Source organism: Roseovarius sp. ZX-A-9 (assembly GCF_028369135.1).
Lineage (GTDB): Bacteria > Pseudomonadota > Alphaproteobacteria > Rhodobacterales > Rhodobacteraceae > Roseovarius.
Map to the genome: position 1 here is coordinate 115,284 of NZ_JAPWHW010000003.1, position 18,274 is coordinate 133,557.

19 protein-coding genes are annotated in these 18,274 nt (G+C 62.8%); 10 read left to right on the forward strand and 9 right to left on the reverse strand.

The window, feature by feature from the left end; translation table 11 throughout:
• Window positions 1–91 precede the first annotated feature (91 nt).
• The 4 genes from gpmI to O3306_RS04315 all read left to right on the forward strand — a co-directional run bounded on the left by gpmI (window position 92) and on the right by O3306_RS04315 (window position 4,768).
• Entirely contained in the window at window positions 92–1,609 is a 1,518-nt protein-coding gene (gpmI, locus tag O3306_RS04300) for a 2,3-bisphosphoglycerate-independent phosphoglycerate mutase (RefSeq protein ID WP_272003777.1), read from the forward strand.
• Window positions 1,606–2,757 (forward strand): murein hydrolase activator EnvC family protein, encoded by a 1,152-nt coding sequence (locus O3306_RS04305; RefSeq protein ID WP_272003780.1) that lies wholly within the window; start codon window positions 1,606–1,608, stop codon window positions 2,755–2,757. The genes gpmI and O3306_RS04305 overlap by 4 nt, the downstream gene beginning before the upstream one ends.
• Window positions 2,758–2,760: 3 nt before the next feature.
• Window positions 2,761–4,095: a S41 family peptidase gene (locus tag O3306_RS04310; protein WP_272003782.1), complete on the forward strand. Its 1,335-nt coding sequence runs from the start codon at window positions 2,761–2,763 to the stop codon at window positions 4,093–4,095.
• Between the two features lie 190 nt (window positions 4,096–4,285).
• Window positions 4,286–4,768 (forward strand): RNA pyrophosphohydrolase, encoded by a 483-nt coding sequence (locus tag O3306_RS04315; protein WP_272003785.1) that lies wholly within the window; start codon window positions 4,286–4,288, stop codon window positions 4,766–4,768.
• 96 nt (window positions 4,769–4,864) lie between these two features.
• On the opposite strand, the gene O3306_RS04320 is transcribed toward O3306_RS04315, so the two are convergent.
• From O3306_RS04320 to O3306_RS04335, 4 genes are all read right to left on the reverse strand, one after another.
• A complete protein-coding gene (locus O3306_RS04320; RefSeq protein ID WP_442969969.1) occupies window positions 4,865–6,220 on the reverse strand; it encodes a lytic murein transglycosylase in 1,356 nt (451 codons plus the stop codon).
• Window positions 6,221–6,283: 63 nt separating this feature from the next.
• The gene (locus tag O3306_RS04325) at window positions 6,284–7,000 is read right to left on the reverse strand and encodes a helix-turn-helix transcriptional regulator (protein ID WP_272004169.1); all 717 of its coding nucleotides are present in this window, start codon (window positions 6,998–7,000) and stop codon (window positions 6,284–6,286) included.
• 136 nt (window positions 7,001–7,136) lie between these two features.
• Window positions 7,137–8,288 carry an alpha-D-ribose 1-methylphosphonate 5-triphosphate diphosphatase gene (locus O3306_RS04330; RefSeq protein ID WP_272003791.1) on the reverse strand — a complete coding sequence of 384 codons (1,152 nt, stop codon included), beginning with the start codon at window positions 8,286–8,288 and terminating at the stop codon, window positions 7,137–7,139.
• On the reverse strand, window positions 8,285–9,007 hold the full coding sequence (locus O3306_RS04335) for an alpha/beta hydrolase (protein WP_272003792.1): 723 nt from the start codon (window positions 9,005–9,007) through the stop codon (window positions 8,285–8,287). The genes O3306_RS04330 and O3306_RS04335 overlap by 4 nt, the downstream gene beginning before the upstream one ends.
• Before the next feature lie 57 nt (window positions 9,008–9,064).
• Here O3306_RS04335 and O3306_RS04340 point away from each other — a divergent pair, with 57 nt between their 5' ends.
• Window positions 9,065–9,502 (forward strand): NUDIX domain-containing protein, encoded by a 438-nt coding sequence (locus O3306_RS04340; protein WP_272003794.1) that lies wholly within the window; start codon window positions 9,065–9,067, stop codon window positions 9,500–9,502.
• A 23-nt stretch (window positions 9,503–9,525) separates the two neighbouring features.
• Here O3306_RS04340 and O3306_RS04345 read toward each other — a convergent pair whose 3' ends face one another.
• From O3306_RS04345 to O3306_RS04360, 4 genes are all read right to left on the reverse strand, one after another.
• Complete coding sequence (locus O3306_RS04345) at window positions 9,526–10,374, reverse strand: DMT family transporter (RefSeq protein WP_272003797.1); 849 nt, start codon at window positions 10,372–10,374, stop codon at window positions 9,526–9,528.
• Entirely contained in the window at window positions 10,374–10,862 is a 489-nt protein-coding gene (locus tag O3306_RS04350; protein ID WP_272003799.1) for a GNAT family N-acetyltransferase, read from the reverse strand. The genes O3306_RS04345 and O3306_RS04350 overlap by 1 nt, the downstream gene beginning before the upstream one ends.
• 278 nt (window positions 10,863–11,140) lie before the next feature.
• Window positions 11,141–12,784, reverse strand: coding sequence for a chaperonin GroEL (gene groL / locus O3306_RS04355; protein ID WP_272003802.1), 1,644 nt, complete (start codon window positions 12,782–12,784; stop codon window positions 11,141–11,143).
• A 72-nt stretch (window positions 12,785–12,856) separates the two neighbouring features.
• The gene (locus O3306_RS04360; protein WP_272003805.1) at window positions 12,857–13,144 is read right to left on the reverse strand and encodes a co-chaperone GroES; all 288 of its coding nucleotides are present in this window, start codon (window positions 13,142–13,144) and stop codon (window positions 12,857–12,859) included.
• Between the two features lie 239 nt (window positions 13,145–13,383).
• On the opposite strand from O3306_RS04360, the gene O3306_RS04365 reads away from it, so the two are divergent.
• Window positions 13,384–13,773, forward strand: coding sequence for a hypothetical protein (locus tag O3306_RS04365; protein ID WP_272003808.1), 390 nt, complete (start codon window positions 13,384–13,386; stop codon window positions 13,771–13,773).
• A gap of 80 nt (window positions 13,774–13,853) precedes the next feature.
• The gene (locus O3306_RS04370; RefSeq protein WP_272003811.1) at window positions 13,854–14,843 is read left to right on the forward strand and encodes a TraB/GumN family protein; all 990 of its coding nucleotides are present in this window, start codon (window positions 13,854–13,856) and stop codon (window positions 14,841–14,843) included.
• Between the two features lie 78 nt (window positions 14,844–14,921).
• On the opposite strand, the gene O3306_RS04375 is transcribed toward O3306_RS04370, so the two are convergent.
• A complete protein-coding gene (locus O3306_RS04375) occupies window positions 14,922–15,587 on the reverse strand; it encodes a DUF2161 domain-containing phosphodiesterase (RefSeq protein WP_272003813.1) in 666 nt (221 codons plus the stop codon).
• Window positions 15,588–15,684: 97 nt separating this feature from the next.
• On the opposite strand from O3306_RS04375, the gene O3306_RS04380 reads away from it, so the two are divergent.
• The 3 genes from O3306_RS04380 to O3306_RS04390 all read left to right on the forward strand — a co-directional run bounded on the left by O3306_RS04380 (window position 15,685) and on the right by O3306_RS04390 (window position 18,167).
• Complete coding sequence (locus O3306_RS04380; RefSeq protein WP_272003815.1) at window positions 15,685–16,605, forward strand: manganese-dependent inorganic pyrophosphatase; 921 nt, start codon at window positions 15,685–15,687, stop codon at window positions 16,603–16,605.
• A 140-nt stretch (window positions 16,606–16,745) separates the two neighbouring features.
• Entirely contained in the window at window positions 16,746–17,621 is an 876-nt protein-coding gene (locus O3306_RS04385) for a TIGR01459 family HAD-type hydrolase (protein ID WP_272003817.1), read from the forward strand.
• Window positions 17,622–17,723: 102 nt separating this feature from the next.
• Entirely contained in the window at window positions 17,724–18,167 is a 444-nt protein-coding gene (locus O3306_RS04390; RefSeq protein ID WP_272003820.1) for a MaoC family dehydratase, read from the forward strand.
• Window positions 18,168–18,274 lie beyond the last annotated feature (107 nt).

Genomic DNA, 18,274 nt, shown 5'->3' on the forward strand with positions numbered 1-18,274 from the left:
CCGTCACATTGGATAGTAAGGGCGAAAGCAAGGCGGTCGCCGCTTTGCCCGCGTCAAACAGAACGCACAAGAATTGAGGCAGGAGACCCCGATGAGCACACCCAAACCGGTGGTTCTATGTATTCTGGACGGCTGGGGCCTCTCCGAGGATACCACCGCCAACGCCCCCGCACTGGCCAAAACCCCGCGTTTCGACGCGCTGATGGCCACCTGCCCGCATTCCACGCTGATCACCCACGGGCCGGATGTCGGCCTGCCCCCCGGCCAGATGGGCAACTCCGAAGTCGGCCACATGAATATCGGCGCAGGCCGGGTGGTCGAGATGGATCTCCGCCGCATCGACCGCGCCATCGAAACCGGGACATTCGCCAGCCTGCCCGGCATCCTGCGGTTTGTTGAGGCGGTTCGTGCGACCGGTGGCACGGCGCATCTGCTGGGCGTGCTGTCGGATGGCGGCGTGCACAGCCACCTTGATCACATGATCGCCACCGCGCGGGCGCTGACAGATCACGGCCTGCGCGTCGCGATCCACGCCTTTACCGATGGGCGCGACGTGGCGCAGGTTTCGGCCAAGACCTACCTGGAAGAGCTGCGCAGCGCCCTGCCCCCCGGCGCGTTCATCGCCACTGTTTCGGGGCGCTACTACGCGATGGACCGCGACAACCGCTGGGAGCGCGTCGAACTGGCTTATCAGGCGCTGGCGCAGGCGCGCGGCTATACCGCCGATTCTGCGGGCGAAGCCATTGATGAGGCTTACGGCAAGGGGCGCACGGACGAATTCATCAAGCCCCGCGTTCTGGGCGACTATGCAGGGATGAAGGACGGTGACGGCATCTTGTGCCTGAATTTCCGCGCAGACCGCGCGCGAGAGATCCTCGCCGCCTTTGCCGACCCCGCCTTCGATCATTTCGACACCGGCACGCGGCCGAAATTTGCGATTGTCAGCGGCTTTACCGAATACTCGCGCCGCCACGCGGAATACATGGACTGCATTTTTCCCGACGAGCAGCCAGAAAACACACTGGGCGCTTGGGTCGCGAAAAAAGGCCGGAGCCAGTTCCATCTGGCGGAGACTGAAAAGTACCCGCATGTCACGTTTTTCCTCAATGGCGGCAAGGAAGCGCCGGAACCGGGCGAAGACCGCTACATGGCATCCTCGCCCCGCGTTGCGACCTATGATCTTCAACCTGAAATGTCGGCCCCCGAAGTGACGGACCATCTGGTTGCCGCGATCGAAAAACGTTACGATCTGATCGTGGTGAATTACGCAAACCCTGACATGGTCGGACATACCGGCGATCTGGATGCGGCCATCGCAGCCTGCGAAGCCGTCGATACCGGGCTGGGCCGCGCACTGGACGCGCTTCGCGCTGTGGGCGGCGCGATGATCGTGACCGCCGATCACGGCAATTGCGAGGTCATGGTCGATCCCGAAACCGGCAAGCCGCACACCGCACACACCACCAACCCCGTGCCGGTGATTCTGGTCGATGGGCCGCCAAACGCGACGCTGAGGTCGGGCCGCCTGGCCGATCTCGCACCGACGCTGCTGGCGCTGATGGACCTCGACCAACCACCTCAGATGACCGGCAAGAGCCTCTTGGCATGAGATTCAGCGCGGCTCTTCTGGCTTTGCTACTCGCTGTGGGGCTGGGCGCCACGCCGCCGAGTGCGCAAACGCAGAACGATCCCGCAGCCGAGGCCGAAGCCGCAGCACAACTGCTTCAGGACGCGACCCGCGCGCTGGATGCCGCGAAGGACGCGCGCGACCGGGTCAAGGCCCTCACCCAGACAGTACAGGCCTATGAGGTCGGGTTGCAGGCGATGCGTGTCGGACTGCGCCGCGCTGCCATCCGCCAGCAGGCGCTAGAACGCGAACTTGCCGCAAGCGAGACCGAAATCGCCCAGTTGCTGGGCGTGCTGCAATCCATGAGCCGGACACCAACGCCCGTGACGCTGCTCCACCCCACTGGGCCTCTGGGCACGGCGCGGTCGGGCATGATCCTGGCGGATGTCACCCCGGCGCTGCACGAGAAGGTGCGCGCATTGCGGGTAAAGCTTGATGACCTCGCGGTATTGCACGCGCTGCAACAAAGCGCTGCCGACCGTCTGCAGGACGGGCTGCGCGGAGCGCAGGCGGCACGCACCGCCCTCAGCCAGGCCATCGCGGACCGCACCGATCTGCCGCGCCGCTTTACCGAAGACCCGGTCAAGACCGCGCTGTTGATCGCGTCAACCGAATCGCTCGACGGGTTCGCCAGTGGTCTCAGCCAGATCGCCGTGGACGAGGACGCCGCCCCACTGCCCGGAATCGAGGCCAGCAAAGGCACGCTGCCGCTGCCGGTGCAGGGCCGTCTGCTGCGCCGCGCAGGCGAAGCGGATGCGGCCGGCATCACGCGCCCCGGCATCCTGATCGCCACACCGCCGCGCGCGGTGGTCACCACCCCAGCCGCTGCAACGCTGCGCTTTCGCGGGCCTCTTCTGGATTATGGGACCGTCGCCATACTAGAACCACAATCCGGTATTCTGCTAGTTTTTGCCGGGATGGAGGTGGTTTATGGCGACATCGGCCAGGTCCTGCCCAAGGGCAGCCCGGTAGGATTGATGGGCGGAATTGATCCGGGCGATGACGGGATTGTTCCCGCGCGGCTGCAAGACGCCGGTTCCGATTGGACAGAAACCCTCTATATAGAGATCAGACAGGATAACACACCGGTAGACCCTGCCCTGTGGTTCCGAACAGACAAGGATGATTGAGCAATGAACAAATTTCTGATGGCCGCCGCCGCAGGTACGCTGGCCGGAGTGGTCGTAACGACCCAGGTCGCGGCGCCGCTGCTGGCCCAGGAGGCGACGCGCAATACCAACGTCTACGAGCAACTGGATCTCTTCGGCGATATTTTCGAGCGCATCCGCGCGCAATATGTCGAAGAGGTTGACGAGGCAGATCTGATCGAGGCCGCCATCAACGGTATGCTCACCTCACTGGATCCGCATTCCAGCTATCTCAGCCCCGATGACGCGCAGGCCATGCAGGAACAGACCCGCGGCGAATTCGGCGGTCTGGGCATCGAGGTCACGCAGGAGGAAGGCTTCGTCAAGGTCGTCTCGCCCATCGACGGCACGCCGGCCGACGAAGCAGGCGTCGAATCGGGCGATTTCATCACCCATGTGGACGGCGAAAGCGTTCTGGGCCTCACGCTCGACCAAGCGGTTGAACTGATGCGCGGTCCGGTCGGATCCGAGATTGTCATCACCATCGTCCGCGAAGGCGAGACCGAGCCGTTTGACGTGTCGATCATCCGCGACACGATCAAGCTGACGGCCGTGCGCGCACGCACTGAACAGCAGACCGTCGTGCTGCGTGTCACCACCTTCAACGATCAGACCTACCCCAACCTCGAAGAAGGCCTGAAGAAGCAGATCGAAGAGGCAGGCGGCCCGGATGCTGTCAACGGCATCGTCCTCGATCTGCGCAACAACCCCGGCGGATTGCTGACCCAGGCGATCAAGGTGTCCGACGCGTTTCTCGACAAGGGCGAGATCGTCTCGACCCGCGGACGCCACCCAGCCGATGGAGACCGGTTCAACGCGACGCCCGGCGATCTGGCGATGGGCAAGCCCATGGTCGTGCTGATCAACGGCGGTTCCGCCTCTGCGTCCGAAATCGTCGCAGGCGCCCTGCAGGACCACCACCGCGCGGTCATCGTCGGCACCAAGAGCTTTGGCAAGGGATCAGTCCAGACGGTGATGCCGCTGCGCGGCGACGGCGCCATGCGCCTGACCACATCGCGTTACTACACCCCCTCGGGCCGGTCGATTCAGGCCTTGGGTGTTTCGCCTGACATCCTGGTGAAACAGCCGCGCCGCGACCGCAACAAGGTCGAGGAAGAAGAACCCAACGTGTTCACGCGGACCGAAGCCGGGCTGCGCGGCAGCCTCAACAACGACAGTCTGACCGAGGACGAGATCCGGCAGATCGAAGAGGACCGCGCCCGCGCCGAAGAAGTCGCCAAACTGCGCGAAGAGGACTATCAGCTAGCCTATGCCATCGACATCCTCAAAGGTCTGAGCACGCTGAACGCCGCGAAGTAACACGCCAGCCATACGACCGGTTTGGCAGACAGATGAAACGCCCCGCAAATTTTTGCGGGGCGTTTTCGCATCTCGGGCATGGTGGCGCAGGATATGCCGCCATATTGCCGCCTGCCGTGCAGAAAACTGGAACATCACGTGGGATCGGGCTAACAGGGCGTGTCCTCATTCATCAAGAAAGACCCTGATCATGACACCCGAACAGATCGCCGCCCTGCCCTATCGTGCCTGCGTCGGCGTGATGCTGGCCAATGCAGCAGGCGAGGTCTTTGTCGGCCAGCGGATCGACAATTCCGAACCCGCCTGGCAAATGCCCCAGGGCGGGATCGATCCGGGCGAGACCCCGCAGGAAGCCGCGCTGCGCGAGTTGGGCGAAGAGACTGGCGTCAGCGCCGATCTGGTGCGGATCGAAGCGGAAACCGCGGATTGGATGCGCTACGACCTGCCGCATGATCTGGTGCCGCGCATCTGGAAGGGGCGCTATCGCGGGCAGGAACAGAAGTGGTTTCTGCTGCGCTTTCTCGGGCGTGACAATGAGATCAACATCGCCACCGAACATCCCGAATTTTCGGAATGGCGCTGGCTGCCTGCCGCCGATCTGGTGGACAATATCGTGCCGTTCAAACGCGAGGTCTATCGCAGCCTTCTGGCAGAGTTCGGCGACAAGCTTTGACCGGCTGGCCGAGCGCTGCGCCGGCCCTTCGCCAGTGCTTTTCAGGCGAGGCTTGGCTGGCGAACGCAGAGTGATGCGCCCGCCAGTACCGACACCTTAGCTGTCGCGCAACGCCTTGAGCAATTGTCGTGAAGGGTAGCCATCGGGCGGTAGTCCGCGCGATTTCTGGAACTTGCGGATTGCGCCGATTGTCTTGGGGCCGATCTTGCCGTCGATCACCTGCACGTCATAGCCCTTGCGCTGCAGCTGGGTCTGGATCTCTTTCTTCTGCTTTATCGTCGTGGACTGGTACTGGCGTGGCCAACTGGCCTGTATCGCGGGCCCGCCTTTCAGCCGGTCGGCCAGATGCCCGACACCGATCACATAGGCGTCTGCCTTGTTGTATTTCTCGATGACGCTGAAGTTGTGAAAGATCATGAAGGCCGCGCCCTGTGTGCCCGCAGGCAACAGGATCGACGCCGCACCGTAATTCGGCACCGGCTTGCCATGGATGTCGCGAATGCCCTCGGCCGCCCAGGCTGATGGGGCCTGTTTCAACGAACGGCGGGCGCGCGCCGGATCAAATCCGCGAGGCAGCTTGACCTCGACTCCCCAGGGCTGGCCCTTTTTCCAGCCGAACCGCGCCAGATACGCCGCTGTCGAGGCGAGCGCATCGGTCGGATTGTCGGACCAGATGTCACGTTTGCCATCGCCCGTGAAATCCACCGCATAGGCCAGATATGATGTCGGGATGAACTGCGTATGGCCCATCGCCCCGGCCCAGGATCCGGTCATGTTGCCCGGGGCCACATCGCCCGCCTGGATGATCTTGAGCGCGGCGATCAACTGCTTTTCGAAAAACCGCCCGCGTCGCCCATCATAGGCCAGCGTGGCAAGCGACTGGATCAGCGGACGGTCACCGCGGCGCGCACCATAGGCGCTCTCCATCCCCCAGATCGCGGTCACGATCTCCTTGTCGACGCCGAAATGCGCCTCGATCGCATCCAGTGCCTTGCGCTGGCGGCGCAGTTCGCGCTTGCCGTTGGTGATCCGCGTCTGGGACACGGCACTGTCAAGGTATTCCCATATCTGCTTGGTAAACTCGGATTGATTGCGGTCCAGCTTGACCACGCTGCCATCATACTTAATGCCGCGAAACGCCCGGTCAAACACGCCCGACTGAATGCCCGCCGCCATCGCCCGGCCCTTGAAACCCTTGATCCATTGGTCAAACCCGCTGTTCGCGGTGGACACCTGCAAGACCGGCGTCTCTTTCAGGTCGGCAGGGCGCAGCACCGGTCGCACCACGGGCCGCAGCGACGTGACCGGCGTGGCCTGACGCGTCACGACCTCGCCTACATCAGCGGGTCTGAGCTGCGGCCTGAGCGACGTTTCGAGCCCAGCCGCAAATGTTGTGGAGCCTTGCAAAACTGTCATTCCAACAGTCAGCGCCCACAGAAATCCTGTACGCATTCGCTCGCCCTTTTTATCTGCCTCGGGGTCGAGTGTACCCGCAGATAGGCCGAATCGAAAGCGTCAAACAGCGGTCGTGCGGGATGGTGCCGACGCTGCACATGCCCCCATCTGCGTCAGGCATTCGCGAAGCAATGGCACACGCCGCGGCCGAAAAGACGTCTCCAGCACGTCCAGCCCGCGCATCCGGTCCAGCCGGAAAGCACGGAAGTCGCTGCGCAGATGGCACCATGCCAACAGGCAATGCGACGCCTGCATGTATACGATGGTCAGCGGATCGACGCTGCGCGTGGTGGAGCGGCCTTCGACATCGCAATAGTCGAATCGCACGGTGCGCTCGTCCCAGGTGGCCTGCCGCAGGGCGCGCACATCGATGCCCGGTTCCGGCAACGGGGCGAATCGATGCGCGCTCAGCACCGCATGTTGCAGTCGGTGCGCCTGTGCTGCGGGCAGTCGCGCGCGCAACTTGCTCAGCGCCGTGCCAGCGGCGCTGGCCAACGCCGGATCGCCCACTTGCTGCACTTCGCGCAAACCCAGCACAAGCGCTTCGAGTTCTTCGGCGTCAAAGCCCAGCGGCGGCAGCGCCGCGTCCTCGATCAGCGTGTAGCCAAAACCCGCCGCGCCGTCGATCACCGCGCCCAGCCCGCGCAGCGTGTCTATATCGCGGTAGACGGTGCGCGGCGTCACGCCAAGCGCATCGGCCAGCGCGGCGGCGGTGGCGGGGGGCGGTGCATTGCGCAGCGCCTGCATCAATTGGAATAGACGGTGGGTACGGGTCATGATCCCAGTATCGTCGCACATCCTGACAAGAACTGTCATCAAGGTTGTGCCATGCCTGCCCTATAGATGTGCAAGGGATGTCCATGCACAGGCCCGGACCACACCCGGATGCGGCATTTGCCCTCTTTGCGCGCCGTCAACCAAAGAACCGGTCTGCAACGGCCCCCTGAACATAGCTGAACCGCCCCCCCGCCAGCGTCGCTGCCACATGTCGCGTCCGCGCGTCGAGCACCACCAGATCGGCGCGCAGGCCCGGCAGCAGCGCACCCCGGTCTTGCAGATCCAGCACCCGCGCAGGACCGCCCGAAATCAGCCGCCATGCTGCTGCCAGATCGCAGATGCCCGCATCCACCAGCAGGAAAGCCGCCCGGCGCAGCGACGGATAGTGATAGTCCGAGGCCAGCGCATCGACGAGCCCCATCATCACCATGTCCGCCGCGCTGACATTGCCATTGTGCGACCCACCGCGCACCACGTTGGGCGCGCCCATGACCACCGCATCGCCACCCGTCTTTGCCGCCTCGGCCGCTTCGAGTGTTTCGGGAAACTCCGCCAGCGTCGCGCCTCGCGCACGCCATGTCGCGCGGTCCTCGGCGCTGCGGTCGTCATGGCTGCCCATCCGGACGCCGCGCGCCGCCAGCGCCGCGCTTAACTGGTCTACCGCAGCGGGCACCTCCATCCGGCGCGCATGCATCTCCTGCATCATTGCCAGATGCACCTCGGGATTGCGCCCGATCCGAAGCGCCTTACCCACCAGTCCCTTGGGTTGCTTGCCCTTTTCCAGCGCATCATGTGGCAGGTGATCGTTGAAAACGCAAAAATCCACCGCGTGCCGGTCGATGAAATCCAGCACCGCGTCATAGGCCTCCAGCATCGGTGTCTCGAACCGCAGTTGCGTGCGCAGGTCGGTCACGGCAGCACCGCGCACCTGCGCCAGCCCCGCCATCACCCTCTCGGCGAACTCGGGGCCGCGCATGCCGCCCTCCCAGCTGTAGAACTGCGCCAGTACGGCGGTGGTGATCCCGTTCGCCGCCAGTTCGGCCTCGGCGGCGATCAAACCTTGGTCAATATCCTTCATCGCGCCGCGTCGCGGTGCGAGATGCCGCTCGAACCCGTCGCCATGTACGTCGACGATCCCCGGCAGGATCAGGTACCCGCCGAGATCAACCTCGCGCGTCGCCGCCGCATCATCCGAAATGAACCCATCCGCCAGCGTCAGGGGCACGTCCTGCAACCCTTCGGGCATCAGCACCTTGGCGCCGGTCAGGCGCAACCGCAACCCGCTCATTCGACGCCCCGCCAGAACAGGTCGGTGATATCCAGATCGTGGTCGAACGCGCCTGTCTTCAGAAACTCCGTCACTTGCGCAATCACCAGCGGGTTGTTCATCATGAAGGTATGCGTGACCGGCAGCTCGATATGATCGGCCATGCCCTCTACCCGCGTCGAGGCCACCGATACCTTGCCGTCATCCGGCCCTTCGATCAGCAGTGAAAAATAGGGGTTGAGCGACCGCGTCCCCGCAATTACCCCAAGCGGAAAATCCACCGGCGGCAGCTTGTCGGTGAAGGTGTCATGTCCGGTTTCCAGCTGCATCCCTGCAGGCCCGTTGAGCCATTCGAACAACTCGAGCCCGCCCAGTTCATCCACCACTTCGGAGCCGTGATTGGGCGGGCCCAGCATCACCACCCGCCCCAGCCGCGCGGGCCGGTGATCCTTCAGCCAGACCCGCAGCAGGATACCGCCCATGGAATGGGTGACAAAATGGATCGGCGCATCGCCACATGCGGCGACCGCACTGGGCAAAGCCCGTTCCGCCAGCACGGCAATACGGGCCTTGGTTGACGGGTATGTAGGGCTGACCACGCGGTACCCTTCGATCTCCAGCGTCTCTTGCAGCACCAGAAAGGATGCGTCGGTACGCGCCAGACCGTGCAACAGGATGGCACAATCTGCCAGAACCGGCGCAGGCCAAAGCAGCGCAAAGAGAAAGCCGAGCGTTTTCATACTCCCTGAGATATGCGCAAATGCCCCCGGCTGAAAGTGCCATGAGAAAGGATCGTCATGTCCATCCGCCTTGCTGTCCGCGCGGTCATTGTTCACGATGCCCGCCTTCTGCTGGTCAATGCCTATCCCGGCGGGCAAAGCGACCTGTGGTGCGCACCCGGCGGCGGGGTCGAAGCGCATGCGTCACTGCCGCAGAACCTGATGCGCGAGGTGCATGAGGAAACCGGCCTGCGCATCGACGTGGGTGCGCCCTGCCTAGTGAACGAGTTTCACGATCCCGAGCGTGGGTTTCACCAGGTTGATCTGTTCTTTCGCTGCCGTATCGTCGCAGGGCAAATCTGCGCGGACTGGACCGATTCCGAAGGCGTGGTGAGCGAACGCCGCTGGTTCAGCGCGGCGGAACTGCAGACCATCCGGCTGAAGCCCGACAACCTGGCGCAGATCGCGTTTTCCGATGCCGTCGCCTATGACGCGCTGGAACGAATCGTCTCTTAGGCCGGGCTTCAACCCGGCGTGGATTACCCCCGCCTGCCCGTCACCGAAATCGCCACCCCGCCCAGAACCAGCACGCTCGCGACGATAAACTGCCCGGTCAGCGCCTCGCCCAGCAATGCCGCCCCGCCCGCCATCGCGATCACCGGCACGGTCAGTTGCGCCACCGCTGCGACGGAAGAGGCAAGTTGCGGCAGCACCGCGTACCAAAGCGCATAGCACAGCCCCGATGTGACGGCGCCACTCAGCACCGCAAGCGCTACGCCCCAGCCGGTCATTGTCGCGACATCCACCACACCGGGCAGCGCCAGCCCGATGGCCAGGCCCACCGGAGCGGCCAGCACGAAATTCGCCGCCGTGCCCATCAGCGCGTCGCGGCTCTGGCGCCCGGCCAGCGAATAGAGACCCCAGCCGACACCGGCCAGCGTCATCAGGAACGCGTGCCACAGGCTGATCTCTACCCCACTGCGGGGCCAGAGCAGCCAGACCAGCCCGGCAAAGGCCAGCGCCGCCCCGACCCAGCGCCGTGGCGGCGTCGCCTCGCCGCCCACCAGCCCGCCTGCAAACATGGTGATCTGAACCACGCCGAACAGGATGAGCGCGCCAAGCCCCGCATCAAGATCGGTATAGGCCGCCGAGAATCCGTAGAGATAGACCAGCAAGGATGCCACGCCCAGAACACGGCCAGCGCCGCCGAACCGCAGCCGCCCGCGCACGGCCAGAACCAGTAACGCCAGTGCTGCGGCCCCCGCCAGAAGGCGGATCAGACCAAAGCCCGCCGCGTCGATATACCCGCCCGCCAGCGCCGCGCGGGTCAGCACCGAATTGGCGGCAAAGGCAACCATCGTCAGCGTGGTCAGAAGGAAGAGCCGCATCAGAGCCGCTCAAACGCCGCTGGGTAGATCAGCGTCGCGTCCGGCGCATCCGTACCAGCGCCAGCCAGCAACGTGTGTTCAACCGGGTAAGGAGAGGTGAGCCGCGCCGCTCGCGCCGCGCTGAAACCGGCACGCTCATAGAACGGCACCTGCCCCAGCACCACAACGCGCGTGCCACTCAGCCGCGCCCATTCGGTAAGCATCCCGATCATCCGCCGCCCGTGCCCGCGCCGCTGCCAGTCGGGATGGATCGCCACCGGCGCGAGGCACAACCAGCCCTTGGGCGCGCGCATCTGCGACAATGCGTAGTAACCCACCACCTCACCTTGGTAGGGCAGCACCACCTCGCCCGCCATCACCCCCGATTTGCGCAGCGCCGCGACCAGCCGCGCCTCGGCATCGCCCGCGAAGGCCAGCCCGAGCAGGTCCGCCACCGCCGCTTCCTCGCCGCGCCGCATCTCACGGCTGAATTCAGGGGACTGCAACATGCTGACAAGCCTCGGGACAAGATATGCCCTTGGCCTAGCACGCAGGCGTATTCTTAGAAAGCAGCTGTGCCTTCTCTGGCAGGTAAGCTGTGCCTTCTCTGGCAGGTAATATCTCCGCGAGAGGCATGTAAACCCTTCAGGAACGGCCCAATGAACACGGAAAAGGGGCCGCCCGTAGGCGACCCCTGTAGTCTTGGCTAGTGCGTGGCTTTCGATATTCGGCATTGCTGCCGAATACCTATCGCTCCGTCGAATTCGCTATAGCGAATTCAACGTGCTTACATCATGCCGCCCATGCCGCCCATGTCGGGCATGCCGCCGCCGGCGCCAGCACCCTCTTTGGAAGGCTTGTCAGCAACCATTGCTTCGGTTGTGATCAGCAGACCAGCAATCGAGGCCGCGTCTTGCAGTGCGTGACGCACCACTTTGGCCGGGTCGATCACACCGAATTTGAACATGTCGCCATATTCTTCGGTTTGAGCGTTGAAGCCGAACTTGGGATCGTTGCTCTCACGGATCTTGCCCGCAACAACCGAACCGTCGACACCGGAGTTCTCGGCGATCTGACGCAGAGGTGCTTCCAGCGCTTTACGAACGATGGTGATACCAACTGTCTGGTCGTTGTTGTCACCAGTCATGCCTTCAAGCACCTTGCCGGCCTGAACCAGAGCAACACCGCCACCGACGACGATACCTTCTTGAACGGCCGCACGGGTTGCGTTCAGGGCATCGTCAACGCGGTCTTTGCGCTCTTTCACTTCGACTTCGGTCATGCCGCCAACGCGGATGACAGCAACACCGCCTGCGAGTTTCGCAACGCGCTCTTGCAGTTTTTCGCGGTCGTAGTCGCTGGTGGTCTCTTCGATCTGGTTGCGGATCTGAGCGACGCGCGCTTCGATCTCGGCCTTTTCGCCAGCACCGTCAACGATGGTCGTCTCGTCTTTGGTGATGGTGATTTTCTTGGCCGAACCCAGCATGTCCATGGTCACGGACTCGAGCTTCATGCCCAGATCTTCGCTGATGACCTGACCACCGGTCAGGATCGCGATGTCTTGCAGCATGGCTTTACGACGATCGCCGAAACCAGGTGCTTTGACAGCAGCGATCTTCAGGCCGCCGCGCAGCTTGTTGACAACCAGAGTTGCCAGCGCTTCGCCTTCGACGTCTTCTGCGATGATCAGCAGGGGTTTCTGCGACTGGATGACTTGCTCCAGCAGCGGAACCATCGGCTGAAGGCTCGACAGTTTCTTTTCGTGCAGCAGGATGATGCAGTCTTCAAGGTCTGCAACCATCTTGTCGGGGTTGGTCACGAAATAGGGGCTCAGGTAGCCGCGGTCGAACTGCATGCCCTCGACGACATCGGTCTCGGTTTCCAGACCTTTGTTCTCTTCGACGGTGATAACACCCTCGTTGCCGACCTTCTGCATCGCGTCCGCGATCTGCTGGCCGATTTCCTTTTCGCCGTTGGCGGAAATGGTGCCGACCTGTGCCACTTCGGCGCTGTCGGACACGTCACGGGCAGCGGCCTTGATGGCTTCGACAACCTTGGTTGTGGCCAGGTCGATGCCGCGCTTGAGGTCCATCGGGTTCATGCCCGCTGCAACCGATTTCATACCTTCGCGAACGATGGCCTGGGCCAGAACCGTCGCGGTGGTGGTGCCGTCGCCAGCCTCGTCATTGGTGCGGCTGGCCACTTCTTTGACCATCTGCGCGCCCATGTTCTCGAACTTGTCTTCCAGTTCGATCTCTTTGGCGACAGACACACCGTCCTTGGTGATGCGAGGGGCGCCGAACGACTTGTCCAGAACCACGTTACGGCCTTTGGGGCCAAGCGTAACCTTGACCGCGTCGGCCAGGATGTTCACGCCGCGCAGGATTTTATTGCGGGCATCGGTATCGAATTTGACGTCTTTAGCAGCCATATCTCGATTTCCTTCGAATTTGAGTTTCGTGGGGCAGGCGCAAACCCGCCGTTCAGAGCGTCAGGCGTGGCCTCAGGCCATCTTGCCCAGAATGTCGCTCTCTTTCATGATCAGCAGCTCTTCACCGTCGATGGTGATCTCGGTGCCCGACCATTTGCCGAACAGAACACGATCACCGGCCTTCACGGCCATTTCGATCAGTTCGCCGCTATCCTTGCGGGCGCCCTCGCCGCATGCGACGATCTCGCCTTCGCTCGGCTTTTCCTTGGCGCTATCGGGGATGATCAGCCCGCCTTTGGTTTTTTCTTCGCTTTCAACGCGGCGGACAAGCACGCGGTCATGTAGCGGTTTAAATGCCATCTCTGAGGCTCCTTGGCTCAAAGTTACTTTCAATTGGCCCTCCGTGGGGCCGTTAGCACTCGACCTTGGTGAGTGCTAACGAAGCTTAGCTAAGGACCGCGCCGAGCCAAGTCAACGACTCGTTGTCAAAAAAAACGCGCTGCCTGCCCGCAGGGCCTCGGCACGGCTTCCCGTTTCGTTAACCTTTCGTTAACCTTTGTTAACAAAAGCGCCCGCCCCGCGAGCGTTTGGAGGTTGCGATGAACGAATTGGCCCTTGCGGCGATCTATTGCCTGATGATTGCCGGCGGGCAGACCGAGACGCCGCACGGCTATTCGGCCGGTTACGACTTGCACATGATCCGCGTCGATTGCGAAACACCGACAGAGGTGATCGAGGTCGGGCTGGATTCGCGCAGCTCTCTGGACAGTATTCAACAGGCTCTTTTCGCGGCACATCTGACGGGCAAGACGCCGGTTGTGCTGATGATTGATCGCGACGGGCGCGTGGGGCCATACGAAACCCGCATCGCCGCCGCCGCAAAGATGGCCGGAGTCGAGTATCGCCGCACAACGCGCGATTTCCTTATCCGCTGGCAGATGACCAGCTGGCTGCGCCACTTTCGGGCGATTCCGAACACCGCGTCCTGACGGAACGCGCTTGATCCCTCGCGCAGGCTGTTTACATCCTGATTGAACATCACTGAACACCAACTGCGGGGCCAAATGTCGTGAAACTCTTTAAATATCTGCTGCCCTGCCTGTTACTGCTGCCCGGTGTCGCTGCCGCGCGCTGCAACGGCACCGATCTGATCGACGCCATGACCGCCCCCGAACGGGCCGCGCTGCAAGACGCCGCCGCCGACATACCCTTCCCGGAGGGGCTGCTCTGGCAGGCCGAGCGCGGCGACACCCGCATCACCCTGTTTGGCACCTACCATTTCGAACATGCCCAGACGCAGGCGCATCTGGCGGCGCTTGAGCCGTTGATAGAAGCCGCCGATGCGGTTTACCTGGAGATGTCGAAAGCCGATGAGAAACGGCTGCAGCGGCAACTGGCCACGGACCCGTCGATGATGTTCATCACCGAAGGCCCCACCCTGCCCGACCTGCTGGGCGAAAAGGACTGGGCAGCCCTGGCGGATGAATTGTCGAAGCGTGGGTTCCCGTCCTTCATGGCAGCCAAGTTCAAGCCGATCTGGGCCTCCATGATGCTGGGCATCGGTCCGTGCGAGGCCCGCTCAGGAGCGATGGAAGCACCAGGGATCGACACGCTGATCGGCGATCACGCGACGCAGGCCGGTCATGAAACCCGGTCGCTGGAGGATGCCGGAACAACCCTGACGCTGCTGGACGATTTTCCGCAGGAAGAACAACTTGAGGCGATCCGCCTCTTCCTGGATTGGGACAGCGATCCTGACGATGTCGCCTACACCTTGCGCCAACGCTATCTGGCACAAGAGACGGCGCTGATCTGGGAATATTCGCGCCTGATCTCGCTGCAGGGTGGCGGCCCCGAGGCTGCGGCCAGTTTCGAACAGTTCGAGCAGGTGCTGCTGATCGACCGCAATATTGCATGGGCCGACCTGTTGGCCAGCGACGCGGTGCAGGGCAACGTTCTGGTCGCGGCAGGCGCCGCACATCTGCCCGGCACATCCGGCGTGCTGAACCTGCTGGCGCAGCGCGGATTTGCAATCACCCGGCTACCGTTTCAGCCCTGACGTCAGGCGGGTTGCCTGAAGCGCAGGCTGGGGGCCTTGCCCCCAGACCCCCAGAGTATTTCTTGCAAAATGAAGTGCTCAGGGATCCTCATCGGATTTCAACGCCAATGTCCCGGCATCGCTGAGCGCATAGAGCCCACGCGCGGCACGGCAGAACCAGCCATGATGGTTGTCCGCCATGATACGCGTGGCGCGCGCGACGCCCGTCGCCTTGGCCACATCGGCCCCCTTGGCGATGCCGACCTCCGCCAGATGCGCCGCACATCGCCGCGCGTCCTGCCGGTAGGCGGTCATCACCTGCCCATTGGTGCCCCCGTGAGTCGGATCGCCGTCGCGGGCGTCGAATTCTTTCAGCAGGGCCTTGCGGCGAAGGCTGGATTTGCGCGGCTGGAACGGGACCGGTTCGCAGTGGACCTGCACATACCCGTCCTTCAGCCGCACCGAGATCACGCCGATCCCCAACCGCTTGCACAGGCCGATATTTCCCTTGAACGCCCGCCACCCTGCCTTGCCTGACCAGCGCGGCACCGCGACATAGACCGTATCCGTGATCGCCTGACGGGCCACCGCCTGCTGCAACAGAACCAGCGAAAACCCGGTCTTCAACTCGACGATCAGGGGTGGGTCGTCCCCGCGCCGCGCCAGCACATCCGCCGCCCCCACTTCACCTTTCACGGTATAGCCCTGCGCTTCGAGAAAGGCTTTGACCGGGGGGTAGAGATCAGTTTCGACGGGTTTGGGCATATCGCGCAACTTGGCCGCACTCTGGGCGCGTGACAAGCCCGGAAGCCGCTTTTATAAGGCGCGCAAACCAGACATTTCCTTCAAAGGACACCTCTATATGAAAACGCTCGTTTTTGGCCACAAATCCCCCGACACCGACAGCACCGGGTCGCCGATCCTGTGGGCGTGGTACCTCAACGAGGTCAAGGGCGGCAACGCCGAGGCGGTTCTGCTGGGCGAGCCGAACACCGAGGCGGCCTTCCTGCTGACGCATTGGAACCTGCCCAAACCGCGGATCATCGCGGACGTGGAGCCCGGCCAGCCCTGTGTCGTGGTGGACACCAACAACCCCGCAGAACTGCCCGCAGCGATCAACGATGCCAATGTGCAGGCGGTCATCGACCATCACCGGCTCGTTGGCGGGTTGGAGACAAAGGGCCCGATCGACATGACGATCCGTCCGCTGGCCTGCACCGCGACGATCATGATCGACCTGATGGGTGACGACGCCGCAAAGATGCCCGACTGGGCCAAGGGCGCCGCGCTGACCTGTATCCTGAGCGACACACTGGAATTCCGCAGCCCGACAACCACCGACCATGATCGTGCCGTAGCCGAGCAATTGGCTGCGGATCTGGGTATCAACATTGGCGATTACGCGGCACAGATGTTCGCCGCGAAATCCGACGTGTCGGCGTTTTCCGACGCCGAATTGCTGCGCATGGACAGCAAGGAATTCGACCTGAACGGCACCAAGTTCCGCGTCTCGGTCCTTGAGACGACGGCACCTGCCATCGTGCTGGACCGCAAGGCCAGCCTGATGGACACAATGACATCGGTCGCTGCCGAAGATGGCGTGGATCAGGTCCTGCTCTTCGTTGTCGATATCCTCAACGAAGAGGCAACACTGCTGATCCCCAACGACATGGTCAAATCGGTGGCGGAAAACTCCTTTGGAGTCACTGTCGCGGGTGACACGGTGGTGCTGCCCGGCATCATGAGCCGCAAGAAGCAGATCATCCCCAACCTCAAGCTTTGAGCCCGCAGGCCGGGCTTCAGCCCGGCCCGCATCCATGATCGATTTCAGGTGCGGATTGCCCGCGTGCGGCAATCCGGACTGGCCAGCCCATGTGCTGCCTGCCATATCTGGCCGTGAAAACGCTAAAACAGGGGCACCCCATGACGCAGATCATCCAATCTCTTGCCGACGTTTCAGACCGTTACGAGGCGCTTTTTGTCGATCTCTGGGGCTGTTTGCATAATGGCGTCACGGCCTATCCCGAGGCGGTCGCGGCGATGCAATCCTACCGCGCCAAAGGCGGCAAGGTGGTGTTGGTGACCAATTCGCCCAAGCCTCGCGCCGGTGTTGTGGCGCAGTTGGTGCAGTTCGGCGTGCCCGAAGACGCCTATGACGCGATCGCCACGTCAGGTGATTCCGCGCGCGCAGCAATGTACCAGGGTGCGGTCGGCAGTTCGGTCTATTTCATGGGCGAATGGGAACGCGACGCGGGGTTCTTTGAGCCCATCCGCGTGGTCGACGACCCGGTGGATATCACCCGCGTGCCACTGGCCGAGGCGGAAGGTATCGTCTGTTGCGGGCCGTTCGATCCGATGGCGGATCCGTCGGTGAACCGCGCCGATTTCCTCTATGCCAAGCAGAAGGGTCTGAAACTGCTCTGCGCTAATCCCGATATCGTGGTGGATCGCGGCGACCGGCGCGAATGGTGCGCCGGTGCACTGGCGCGGCTCTATACCGAGATGGGCGGCGAGAGCCTCTATTTCGGAAAGCCGCATCCGCCGATCTACGATCTGGCCCGCCGCCGTCTGACCGCACTGGGCAAGGATGTGGACGATGCGGCGATTCTTGCCATCGGAGACGGAGCGCTGACGGATGTCCGTGGCGCGATGGGCGAGAATATCGATTCGCTCTTCATCTCGGGCGGGCTTGCCGCGCAAGAGACCAAATCCGACCCGCACCCCGACCCGGAGGCGCTAAATACCTATCTGGAAAAGGAAATGGCCAGCCCAACTTACACGATCGGGCAGTTGCGCTGACAAATTAACCCTTGATTTTCTGCAACTGCGAAGTAATAAAGTTGCACGTTGTAGCGCGCATGCGCCCGATTATTTCTCAGCCAAGCCATGAGGAGGGCCCGGATGTTGGACAATCTGCCCCGCGGAACCATCACCATTGAAGAGATCGAAATGGGTATGGTGCGCCATCTGCAAAAGGTGGTGACGGATGAGGATATCGAGATGTTCGCGCAGATCTCGACCGACCGGAACCCGGTACATCTGGACGATGACTATGCGCAGGACACGATATTCGAGGGCCGCATTGCCCACGGCATGCTGACAGCGGGCCTGATCTCTGCCGTGATTGGCGAACAGTTGCCCGGCCACGGCACCGTCTACATGGGCCAGAGCCTGAAATTCCTCGCCCCCGTGCGCCCCGGCGACATGGTCCGCGCTGAGGTCGAAGTGATCGCCATCGACACGACCAAGCGCCGCGTCCAGCTCGATTGTCGCTGCATGGTGAACGGTAAAAAGGTTCTGATCGGTGAGGCCACGGTTCTGGCGCCTTCCGGCAAGTTTGACTAACGCCTGTCGCGTTCAATCCGGGCCACGGATCGAACGCCTTACGCTCTCAGATGAAAGTGCGGCGATCCTGATCCAATCGCCGTTTCGTGCAACAGCGCGGTGCGTGT

Bases quoted from the DNA above. Each gene is read 5' to 3' on its own strand.
- O3306_RS04315 (WP_272003785.1), top strand. From the start codon at position 4,286: ATGACACCCGAACAGATCGCCGCCCTGCCCTATCGTGCCTGCGTCGGC.
- O3306_RS04310 (WP_272003782.1), top strand. From the start codon at position 2,761: ATGAACAAATTTCTGATGGCCGCCGCCGCAGGTACGCTGGCCGGAGTG.
- O3306_RS04320 (WP_442969969.1), bottom strand. From the start codon at position 6,220: ATGCGTACAGGATTTCTGTGGGCGCTGACTGTTGGAATGACAGTTTTG.
- O3306_RS04365 (WP_272003808.1), top strand. From the start codon at position 13,384: ATGAACGAATTGGCCCTTGCGGCGATCTATTGCCTGATGATTGCCGGC.
- O3306_RS04360 (WP_272003805.1), bottom strand. From the start codon at position 13,144: ATGGCATTTAAACCGCTACATGACCGCGTGCTTGTCCGCCGCGTTGAA.
- O3306_RS04385 (WP_272003817.1), top strand. From the start codon at position 16,746: ATGACGCAGATCATCCAATCTCTTGCCGACGTTTCAGACCGTTACGAG.
- O3306_RS04350 (WP_272003799.1), bottom strand. From the start codon at position 10,862: ATGTTGCAGTCCCCTGAATTCAGCCGTGAGATGCGGCGCGGCGAGGAA.
- O3306_RS04345 (WP_272003797.1), bottom strand. From the start codon at position 10,374: ATGCGGCTCTTCCTTCTGACCACGCTGACGATGGTTGCCTTTGCCGCC.
- O3306_RS04375 (WP_272003813.1), bottom strand. From the start codon at position 15,587: ATGCCCAAACCCGTCGAAACTGATCTCTACCCCCCGGTCAAAGCCTTT.
- O3306_RS04335 (WP_272003792.1), bottom strand. From the start codon at position 9,007: ATGAAAACGCTCGGCTTTCTCTTTGCGCTGCTTTGGCCTGCGCCGGTT.
- groL (WP_272003802.1), bottom strand. From the start codon at position 12,784: ATGGCTGCTAAAGACGTCAAATTCGATACCGATGCCCGCAATAAAATC.
- O3306_RS04325 (WP_272004169.1), bottom strand. From the start codon at position 7,000: ATGACCCGTACCCACCGTCTATTCCAATTGATGCAGGCGCTGCGCAAT.
- O3306_RS04380 (WP_272003815.1), top strand. From the start codon at position 15,685: ATGAAAACGCTCGTTTTTGGCCACAAATCCCCCGACACCGACAGCACC.
- O3306_RS04390 (WP_272003820.1), top strand. From the start codon at position 17,724: ATGTTGGACAATCTGCCCCGCGGAACCATCACCATTGAAGAGATCGAA.
- O3306_RS04305 (WP_272003780.1), top strand. From the start codon at position 1,606: ATGAGATTCAGCGCGGCTCTTCTGGCTTTGCTACTCGCTGTGGGGCTG.
- gpmI (WP_272003777.1), top strand. From the start codon at position 92: ATGAGCACACCCAAACCGGTGGTTCTATGTATTCTGGACGGCTGGGGC.
- O3306_RS04340 (WP_272003794.1), top strand. From the start codon at position 9,065: ATGTCCATCCGCCTTGCTGTCCGCGCGGTCATTGTTCACGATGCCCGC.
- O3306_RS04330 (WP_272003791.1), bottom strand. From the start codon at position 8,288: ATGAGCGGGTTGCGGTTGCGCCTGACCGGCGCCAAGGTGCTGATGCCC.